This is a genomic window from Streptomyces sp. NPDC054796 (assembly GCF_053611545.1).
In genome coordinates, this window is sequence record NZ_JBSHAO010000112.1 from 1 (window position 1) to 9452 (window position 9452).

The window sequence follows — 9452 nt, forward strand, 5'->3', positions numbered from 1 at the left end:
CCGCCGGAGCGCGTGGCAGCACCTGACGCTGGGTCAGCTCACCGGATCGGCCGTCCCCGGCAGGGCGTTGGCACGTGCCACCCCCGCGTACCACCCCGCGCTGGCCTTCGGGATGCGCTTGCCCGTCGGGTAGTCGACGTAGACGGCGCCGAAGCGCTTGCTGTAGCCGTACCCCCACTCGAAGTTGTCCAGCAGGGACCACAGGAAGTAGCCGCGGACGTCCACGCCCGCCTCGATCGCGCGGTGGACGGCGTCGAGGTGGCCGTGCAGATAGGCGATGCGGTCGGGGTCGCGGACCTCGCCCGCCGGGTCGACGTAGTCGTCGAACGCGGCGCCGTTCTCGGTGATCATGAGTGGCAGGCCGGGGAAGTCGTCCCCGAGCCGGATCAGCAGATCGTGCAGCCCGCTGGGGTCGACGGCCCAGCCCATGGCCGTCGTCGAGCCCGGGGGCCGGTGGAAGGAGACGTTGTCGGCGCCGGGCCAGGGGCTGTGGGCGCTGTTGCCGTGCCCGTCCGAGGTGTGGGCGCCCTCCCCCGTCGAGGCGGAGACCAGGGTGGGTGTGTAGTAGTTGACGCCAAGGAAGTCCAGCGGCCTGCGGGTGCGCGCCAGGTCGCCGTCGCGCACGAACGACCAGTCCGTCAGCCGCTCGGTGTCGCACAGCAGGTCGGCCGGGTACGCGCCCTTGAGGAGCGGTCCTGTGAAGACGCGGTTGGCCAGCGCGTCGATGCGGCGCGCGGCGTCGACGTCCTCGGGCGATTCGGTGAGCGGGCGCACGTGGTGGACGTTGAGCGTGATCGACACCTGTGCGTCGGGGGACAGTTCCCCGCGCAGCGCCTCCGCTCCCCACTGGTGCGCGAGGTTGAGGTGGTGCGCGGCGCGCAGCGCGGCGACGGGGTCGGTGCGTCCGGGCGCGTGGACGCCGGAGGCGTAGCCCAGGAAGGCACTGCACCAGGGCTCGTTGAGCGTGGTCCAGGTCTTCACCCGGTCGCCCAGCGCCCGCGCGGCGAGCTCCGCGTACTCGGCGAAGCGCTCGGCGGTCGCCCGCTCGGGCCAGCCGCCCGCGTCCTCCAGCTCCTGCGGCAGGTCCCAGTGGTAGAGCGTGGCCACGGGCTTGATGCCCTTCTCCAGCAGCTCGTCGACCAGTTGACGGTAGAAGTCGAGCCCCTTCTGCACGGCGGGCCCGCGCCCCGTCGGCTGGACGCGCGGCCAGGCCAGGGAGAAGCGGTAGGCACCGACCCCCATGTCGGCCATGATCGCGACGTCCTCGCGCCAGCGGTGGTAGTGATCGGTGGCGACGTCGCCGGTGTCCCCGTTGCGCACCTTGCCGGGGGTGCGCGCGTAGGTGTCCCAGATGGACGGGGTCCGCCCGTCCAGCGCGGCTGCGCCCTCGATCTGGTACGCGGCGGTGGCCGTCCCCCAGGTGAATCCGGGCGGGAAGACGCGGGGCTCCGCGGTCGCGGTGCTCTCGGCGGTCTCGGGGCCGGGGGCCGAACGTCGGGTCGCTGTGGTCACGAAGGTCCTTCCGGGTGGGGAGCGATGAGGAATCGCGGTACGGGTTGTACTGAGTGGTGCGGAGAGGAGAGGTACGCGGAGGTACGGAGAGGCGCCGAGAGACGGCACGGGAGGAGCGGCGGCACGGGAGGAGCGGCGGCACGGGAGGAGCGGCGGCGCGGGAGGAGCGGCGGCGCGGGAGGAGCGGCGGCGCGGGGTCAGCCCTTGACCGCGCCCTGCATGATGCCGCCGACGATCTGGCGACCGAAGACGACGAACAGGGCCAGCAGCGGCAGGGTGCCCAGGAGCGCGCCCGCCATGATCAGCGACTGGTCCCGCACATAGCCCGCGCTGAGCTGGGTCAGGGCGACGGGCACCGTCGGGTTGGTCATGTCCAGCACGATGAACGGCCAGAAGAAGTCGTTCCAGGCGTGCACGAACGTGATCATGAACAGGACGGCCATCGCGGGCCGCGCCACGGGCAGCACGATGCTCCAGAAGATGCGCAGCGAGTGCGCCCCGTCCACCCGGCCCGCCTCGACGAGTTCGTCGGGCAGCGCCTCGGAGAGGTACTGCCGCATGAAGAACACGCCGACCGCGCTCACCAGCGTCGGGAAGATGACCGCGGGCAGCCGCTGCCCCCAGCCCAGCTCCGTCATCATCATGAACAGCGGGACGACCCCGAGCTGCGGCGGCACCATCATCGTGCCGATGACGAGCATCAGCAGGATGTTGCGCCCCTTGAAGCGCAGCTTGGCGAAGGCGAAGCCCGCCAGGGTGGCGAACAGCACCGTGGACAGCGCGATGACACCCGCCACGATGAGGCTGTTGGCCATGGCCTTGCCCAGCGCCGCGTCCTGCCACGCCTTGCCGAGGTTGTCGAGCAGGTGCGGGCCCGGCAGGAACGGCGGCGGTGTCTGGGTGACCCTGGTGTTGTCGCTGGATGCGGCGACCATCGTCCAGTACAGCGGGAAGAGCGAGACGACGGCGGCCAGGCCGAGCAGTACGTAGGCGAGCGGCCCGGCGTGGTGCTGCCGCCCGGCACCCGTCCGCAGCGAGCGCCGCCTTCGCCGCGCCCCTGGCGCGGTGTCCGTCTCGGCGGGGACGGGGGTGCGGGCTTCCGTCCGTGCCGGAAGGCTGTCTGTGGTCATGACGTGCTGCTCCTGGTCGGCGTACGACGGGACGCGAGGCGCTTGAAGACGCGCTGGAGGACGAAGACGAGGATCAGCAGGAGGAACATGGCCCAGGCGACGGTGGCGGCCCGGCCCATCTGGTAGTTCTTCCAGCCCTCCTCGTACAGCAGCAGTCCGAGGGTCTGGTACTGGTTGTCAGCACCCCCGGTGATGCCGTTGGGGCCCTGTCCGAAGATCAGCGGCTCACCGAAGAGCTGGGTGGCGCCGATGGTCGACAGCACGATCGTGAAGAGGACCGTGGAGCGGATGCCGGGGACGGTGACCTTGGTGAACTGCTGCCAGCGCGAGGCGCCGTCGATGGCCGCCGCCTCGTACCGGTCGCGCGGGATGGCCTGCATGGCGGCCAGGTAGAGCAGCGCGTTGTAGCCGGTCCAGCGCCACACCACGATCGAGGAGATGGCGATCTGCGCGGCCCACTTGTTGTTCTCCCAGTCGAGGCTTTCGACGCCGAAGAGGCCGAGCACCCAGTTGATCATGCCGAAGTCGCGCTCGAAGAGCATGGTGAAGACGAGCGCAGCCGCGCCGACCGACGTCGCGTACGGCGTCAGCGCCGCGACCCGGAAGAACACCGAGCCGCGCAGCTTGTAGTTGAGCAGGTGCGCGAGCCCCAGCGCCATCAGCAGCTGCGGGACGGTGGAGATCACACCGATGGTGATCGTGTTGAGCAGCGCGTTCCAGAACCGCGCGTCGGCCCACAGGGCCGTGTAGTTGTCGAAGCCCACCCACTCCATGAGGTTCATCGAGGCCAGCTCGACGCGGTGCAGGGAGATCCAGGAGGTGTAGATCAGCGGGTAGAAGCTGAAGGCCGCGAAGACGACGAAGAACGGCGCGACGAAGGCGTACGGCGCCGCGCGCACGTCGAGACGGTGCAGCAGCGCGCGCCGGCGTTGGCGGGGGCGGCCCTGGCGGTCGTGACCGGGGCCGCCGGGCACCGGTACGGCGCCCGGCTCCTCGGCGGACCCGCCGGTCCGGGGTACGGGGGTGGAGGTGGCCACCGGAAGGCATCCTTCCTGAAAGCTCTGCGGAGAAGGGACGGGACGAAGCGGAACGGGTGGACGGGGCGGGCGGCGGGCGCCCGCCCCGGAGGACGGACGCCCGCCCGGGGCCCGGCGGCCGGCCGGTACGGGGCTCTGCGCCCGTACCGGCGAGGAGCGACCGCCGGGCGGTGTGGCGGAGGGCCGGGGGCCGTGGGCCGGGCCGTGACCCGGCGGGTCCCCGAAGGGCCCCGACGGATCAGCCCGGTCAGCCCGCGGCCTTCTTGATGCGGCCGTCCGTGGTGTCCCACGCCTTGTCGGGGTCCTCGTTCTTCGACTCGATGAGCTGGAGGCCCTGCGAGAAGATGTCCTTGATCGTGCCGTCCTTGCGGCCGAGGACCTGCTTGTCGGGGATCTCCGTGGCGGCGGCGCCGAAGATCTCACCGATCGGCGCGTCGCTGAAGTACTCGGACTTCGCCCCCGACACGGCGGGCGCCTTCAGCGCCTCCTCCGAGGACGGGAAGTTGCCGAGCTTCTTGAACAGGTACTCCTGCTGCTCGGGCGCGGTGAGCCAGGCGACGAGCTTCTTCGCCTCCTTCTTGACGGGGCTGGCCTCCGTGACGCCGAGGAAGGAGCCGCCCCAGTTGGCGCCCTGCGGGGCCTTCGCCACGTCCCACTTGCCCTTGTTCTTCTCGCCCGCCTTCTCGCTGATGTGGGCGAGCATCCAGGCGGGGCAGACCGTCGTGGCGAAGGTGCCGTTGGCCAGGCCGGGGTCCCAGCCGGGCTGGAACTGGCGGAGCTTGGCCGTCAGACCGGAGGTGGCCACCTTCGAGGCGAGCTTCCAGGCGTCCTTGACCACGGGGTTCTTCTGGTAGATCAGCTCCCCGTCCTCGTCGTAGAACTGCTTGGAGTTGCCGTAGATCATCGCGTTGAACAGCCCGCTGGAGCTGTCCGTGAACGCGACGTCGTCGTCCTTGGAGCCCTTCTTGAAGTCCTCGCCGACCTCGGCGTACTTCGCCCAGTCGCCCTCCCACAGCTTCGCGACCTCGTCGCGGTCCGTGGGCAGACCCGCCTGCTCGAAGAGGTCCTTGCGGTAGCAGACCGCCATCGGGCCGATGTCCGTGCCGAGGCCGACGACCTTGCCGTCCGAGCCGGTGACCTGGTTGAGCTTCCAGGGCAGGAAGTGGTCCTTGCCGGGGGTCTTGGAGAGGTCGACGAACTTGTCCGACTGGGTGTCGACGATGTCCTTGGCCCGCAGGACCTCGATGCCCTGGATGTCCTTGAGCCCGCTTCCGGCGGCCAGGTGGGTCTGGAGAGCGGTGTAGTACGTCTGCTCGTCCCCCGCGACCTCGGCCTTGATCTCGATGTTCGGGTGCTCCTTCATGTACCGGTCCAGCAGGCCGGTCTCCTTGAAGCCCATCACGCCGAACAGGCCCATGGTGATGGTCGTCTTGCCGTCCTTGACGCCCCCGCCCGTGTTGCCGCCGCCACTGCTGCCACCGCAGCCCGCGACCAGTCCGAGCGCGGCAACGGCCGAGACCGTGGCCGTAATTCTTGTACGCCTTAGCGTGCGAGCCCTGCCCATTTCGTCCTCCCCAGCGGCGGCCCCGACGCACCGGAGTACGCGCCTGTCGGTCCGCTCCGCGGCTCAAGTCTGCGATGGGAACGTTCCCAACGCAGAGTGGGAACGTTCCCATCAAGTGACCCGAAGACTGACCGCCCCGCTATGGCTCTGTCAAGAAGTTGAAACCAACGGATTTCGGAAGCGTGTCCCGTGTCCCGGGGCTCCGACGCCCTCCGCCACCCCTCCCCCGCCCCTCGCGCACCACTCGACGCGGCGGTCCTTCTGGCACAATGCGCTGGCGAGCGGGCCAGAGCGGCAGGCTGGACGAGGGAGGAAGCCATGGGGGCGAGCCGGCGGCCGACCATCAAGACCGTGGCCGCGCGTGCCGGTGTCGGCCGCACCACGGTCTCCCGTGTCATCAACGGATCGACACTCGTGAGCGACGAGGCGCGGGCCGCCGTCCTGGCCGCCATCGCCGAGCTGAACTACGTACCCGACTCGGTCGCCCGCGGACTGGTGACCCGCAGGACCAACTCCGTCGCACTCGTGATCCCGGAGTCGGAGAGCAGGCTGGGTTCCGAGCCGTACTTCTCCGCCGTCATCCGCGGCGTGAGCACGGCGCTCATGGACACCAGGACCCAGCTCCAGCTCATGCTCGTACGCGACCAGGGCGAACAGGACCGGCTCACCGAGTCCGTCGCCGAGCGGCGCGTCGACGGGGTGCTGCTGGTGTCGGTGCACGAACGCGACACGCTGCCCGGGCTGCTGGAGGACATGGGGCTGCCCACCGTGCTCGCGGGGCGCCGCTCCCCCGACGAGTCACTGAGCCATGTGCACTCCGACAACCTCGGCGGCGCCGCCGAGGCGGTGCGGCACCTCCTGGCCCGGGGGCGCAGGACGATCGCCACGGTCACGGGACCGCTCGACATGGACGTGGGCCGAGGGCGGTTCCAGGGCTGGCGGGAAGCGCTCGCGGAGGCGGGCCGCGCGACGGACGAACGCCTCGTGGCCACCGGCGACTTCACCGAGGAGGGCGGCCGGCGAGCGATGCGTTCGCTTCTTGAACGGGCCCCTGAGCTGGACGCCGTGTTCGTCGCGTCCGACGTGATGGCGGCGGGCGCGATGGCGGAGCTGCGCGCTCAGGGGCGCCGCATTCCGGACGACGTGGCCGTGGTCGGCTTCGACGACTCGATCCTCGCCCGGCACACCAATCCGTCCCTGACGAGTGTGCGCCAGCCCGTCGAGGAGATCGGCAGCGGCATCGCGCGGATCCTCCTGGAGGAGATCGCCGATCCGGAGGCTTCGCGGCAGCACATCGTGCTGCCCACAGAACTGGTCGTCCGCGACTCGTCGTGAGTCTCCTGGCGGAGGCTGCCCGGCGGCGGGCCCGGCCGGGCCCGCCCGTGGTTCAGGCTGCCGGCAGCCCGTGCTTCACTCGGCGGTCAGCCGGTCGCGCTCCACCGCCTCGTACAGTGCCCGGATGTTGGAGCTGCCGAAGCCGCGGGAGCCGCGGCGCTGTATCAGCTCGTAGAAGAGCGTGTTGCGCTCGTACGGTGAACGGCTGAACAGTTGCAGGAGGTCGCCCCACTCGTCGCGGTCCGCCAGCACCTGCGCGGAGCGCAGCATGCCGACCTCTGCCCGCATGCCCGGAAGCCGTTTCTCCAGGCTGTCGTAGTAGGTGTCGGGAACGGTCAGGAATTCCACGCCCCGGTCCCTGTACTCGCGGACCGTCGGGATGATGTCCTCGACGAGGAACGCCAGATGCTGCACCCCCGGGCCGCCGTTCCGCTCCAGGAAGGCGTCGAGCTGGCCCGTCCCCTTGCCCGGGTCGGGCGCGACGAGGGTGAAGGTGACCCGGCCGGAGGAGCTGCGCATCACGACGGAGTCCATCGCGTGCGCGCCGACGTCCACGTACTCGGAGGAGTAGCAGGACATGCCGAAGGCATCGCGGTAGAAGTCGCCGTACTTGTCGAGCGTGGCGCCTTCGAGGCATACCGCGACGTGGTCGAGCAACTGGATCCGGCCGGTGTGCGGGCCGCTCGGCGCGTCCTGCTCCGGTGCCTCCGGTCCCGGCACGTCCGGTGCAGCTGCGTCCCGTAACGCTGCGTCCGGTAACGATGTGTCCGGCACTGTGGACCAGTTGCGTCCGGGCGGCGGGCCCGCCGCCGGGCCGTGGTCTCGGGGCAGGAGGGTGTGTGTCGTGCCGCCGAAGGCGGAGACCGCAGGGTTGCCCTGGGCCAGGCCCGTATGGCTCTGCCCTGGGCCCGTCACCGTGGCTCCGGCCGCCACCGCCGACCGCACGGTCTCTTCGACGTCGTCGCAGGTCAGAGCAATGTCGGCGATGCCGTCCCCATGTTCGCTGAGGAACCTCCACGTGGCCGGGCCCGTGGTGACGGCGAGCTGCGCCGTGCCCTGCCGCAGCAGCGCGGAGCTGTGGTCCACACCCACGGCCTCCGCCACCCGCGAGAACCCCATCGAGGAGACGAAGTAGTCGACGGCGGACTTCTTGTTGCTCGTGTAGAGCTCGACGTACGCGATGTCGTGCACAGTCATTGAGATTCTCCTGGACGGACGTATGACGAAGGTGGTGGCCGTCACCAGTGCCGTTCCTGTCGGCTGTGAAGGTGTCCGGCCCTGATTCCGTGATCCGCGCACCACATCATGAACTCGTCTATCTGCTCGGCCTCGTACGTGTCCTCGCGACGCGTCGCGGCCATGAGGTTTCCCGGCCAGGGCTCCTCGCCCACGGCGTAGACGTACGCCTCGCCGGCTCCCAGCTCTGTGGTGATCGTGGCCGCCTGTGCGGCGCTCAGACCCGTCGGCTTCCGCTTGCGCGGGTGGCTGCCCGGCCTCCCCCTGCCCGGCAGGTACAGCGGGGGGCGGTGGAGCGGGCTCGCCGGGGCGCTGTCGCGCTCCATTCCGAGGAAGGCGTAGTCGGCCGTGCCCAGGAGCTGCCGGACGCAGCGGTAGGGCGCGGGGTCGGTGCCCGACGAGTCCGTGCCGATGAACGCCGAGCGGCCGGCCAGCTCCACCCAGTACGTCGCCCCTTCGCCGAAGGCCGGGAGGCCAGGGCCCAGGGCGTCGGCGTCGGCGTCGGGATCCATGGCAGCGGGATCCTGGGCGGCGCGCTCTCCCAGGAACGGTGTGGCCACCACCCGGCCGCCGGGGAAGGGGAACTCGTCGTAGTCGTCGGCCTCGACCACCGGGAAGCCGAGCCGGCTGAGGTACAGCCCGGTGGAGGGGCCGTCCGGGTCCGCGCAGGGGCCCGGGGAGGCGCGGGACGTGCGGGAGGCGCGGGGCGCGACGATCGTGCCGATGCGGCCGCGCAGTTGCAGAAGCGTCTCCAGCACGATGGGGTCCTGGTGCCCGTGGGTGACGAGCACGAGGTCGATGAAGTCGGGCAGGTCGTCCAGCGTGTAGTGGTCCTCGGTTCCGCCGTCCGCGCTGATGAAGGGATCCGTCACCACCGCGCCCTCGGGGGTCTGCAACACCAGGCAGGCGTGCCCGAAGTAGCGGATGCGTCCGCCGGCTTCGATGTGCCGGTGTGGCGAGGGGCCCGCGGACTCGCGGAGCAGCATGGCCAACTGCTCCGCCTGGGCGGCGTCGAGCCCGAGCGTCTCGCGCAGGCGGCCGAGCGCGTCCGGCGCCCGGGAGCTGCCCAGGCCGGACGATCCGCCGTACGGTTCCGGATTCCGCTTCGCCGTGACGTGTGTTGCGGCGTGCCTTGTGACGTAGGTTTCCGGCGACCGCGCACAGGATTCCAGCACGGGAGATTCCAGGAATACGGGATTCATCGCGTCGGCTTTCTGTTCTCCCGCATGAGGCTGGGCGGAGAATGTTTCCCCTGACAGCCCGACGGGCGCCTTCTGCTGGAGAAACATCAGCTCATCCACCATGTGCGCCCTCAATCTCCCAGAAGAGAAACAGAACAGAACCCGCACTTGACGGTTCGAGGACTCCGGCGCGACTTCCAGTCGCCGCCCTGGACTTGTAGCGCTCGTGCTCCGCACTATGGCATGCGGCACTTCGGAAGAACAAGACCGCACGGATGCGTTCAACTGCCGCGACACGCACTTGAACGTCCGCCGCCATTCCATAGGGCTCGAAACGGCGGTGAGCCGGACGCCGCCAAGGCCGGGCGGTAGACGGCTAAACCGCGGGGGGCGCCCCCGGCGCGGCCCGTGAACGGTTCCAGCGTGGCGGTAGAGTAACTACAAAATGTCATTGCGG

At 70.2% G+C, this 9452-nt stretch carries 7 protein-coding genes; 1 reads left to right on the forward strand and 6 read right to left on the reverse strand.

What is annotated here, in order from left to right; genetic code table 11:
* Nucleotides 1-33: 33 nt before the first annotated feature.
* The 4 genes from ACWGJ2_RS39430 to ACWGJ2_RS39445 form a co-directional block, all read right to left on the reverse strand.
* A complete protein-coding gene (locus tag ACWGJ2_RS39430) occupies nt 34-1512 on the reverse strand; it encodes a GH1 family beta-glucosidase (protein WP_453351226.1) in 1479 nt (492 codons plus the stop codon).
* Nucleotides 1513-1709: 197 nt separating this feature from the next.
* The gene (locus tag ACWGJ2_RS39435; protein WP_453351227.1) at nt 1710-2642 is read right to left on the reverse strand and encodes a carbohydrate ABC transporter permease; all 933 of its coding nucleotides are present in this window, start codon (nt 2640-2642) and stop codon (nt 1710-1712) included.
* A complete protein-coding gene (locus ACWGJ2_RS39440) occupies nt 2639-3679 on the reverse strand; it encodes a carbohydrate ABC transporter permease (protein ID WP_453351228.1) in 1041 nt (346 codons plus the stop codon). The genes ACWGJ2_RS39435 and ACWGJ2_RS39440 overlap by 4 nt, the downstream gene beginning before the upstream one ends.
* A gap of 247 nt (nt 3680-3926) precedes the next feature.
* A complete protein-coding gene (locus ACWGJ2_RS39445) occupies nt 3927-5243 on the reverse strand; it encodes an ABC transporter substrate-binding protein (protein ID WP_453351229.1) in 1317 nt (438 codons plus the stop codon).
* Between the two features lie 318 nt (nt 5244-5561).
* Between ACWGJ2_RS39445 and ACWGJ2_RS39450 the strand changes: the two genes are divergently transcribed.
* Complete coding sequence (locus ACWGJ2_RS39450; RefSeq protein ID WP_453351230.1) at nt 5562-6578, forward strand: LacI family DNA-binding transcriptional regulator; 1017 nt, start codon at nt 5562-5564, stop codon at nt 6576-6578.
* 75 nt (nt 6579-6653) lie between these two features.
* Here the strand turns inward: ACWGJ2_RS39450 and ACWGJ2_RS39455 are convergent, their stop codons facing one another.
* Both ACWGJ2_RS39455 and ACWGJ2_RS39460 read right to left on the reverse strand, forming a co-directional pair.
* Entirely contained in the window at nt 6654-7775 is a 1122-nt protein-coding gene (locus ACWGJ2_RS39455) for a VOC family protein (protein WP_453351231.1), read from the reverse strand.
* 41 nt (nt 7776-7816) lie between these two features.
* A complete protein-coding gene (locus ACWGJ2_RS39460; protein ID WP_453351232.1) occupies nt 7817-8989 on the reverse strand; it encodes an MBL fold metallo-hydrolase in 1173 nt (390 codons plus the stop codon).
* Nucleotides 8990-9452: the final 463 nt, after the last annotated feature.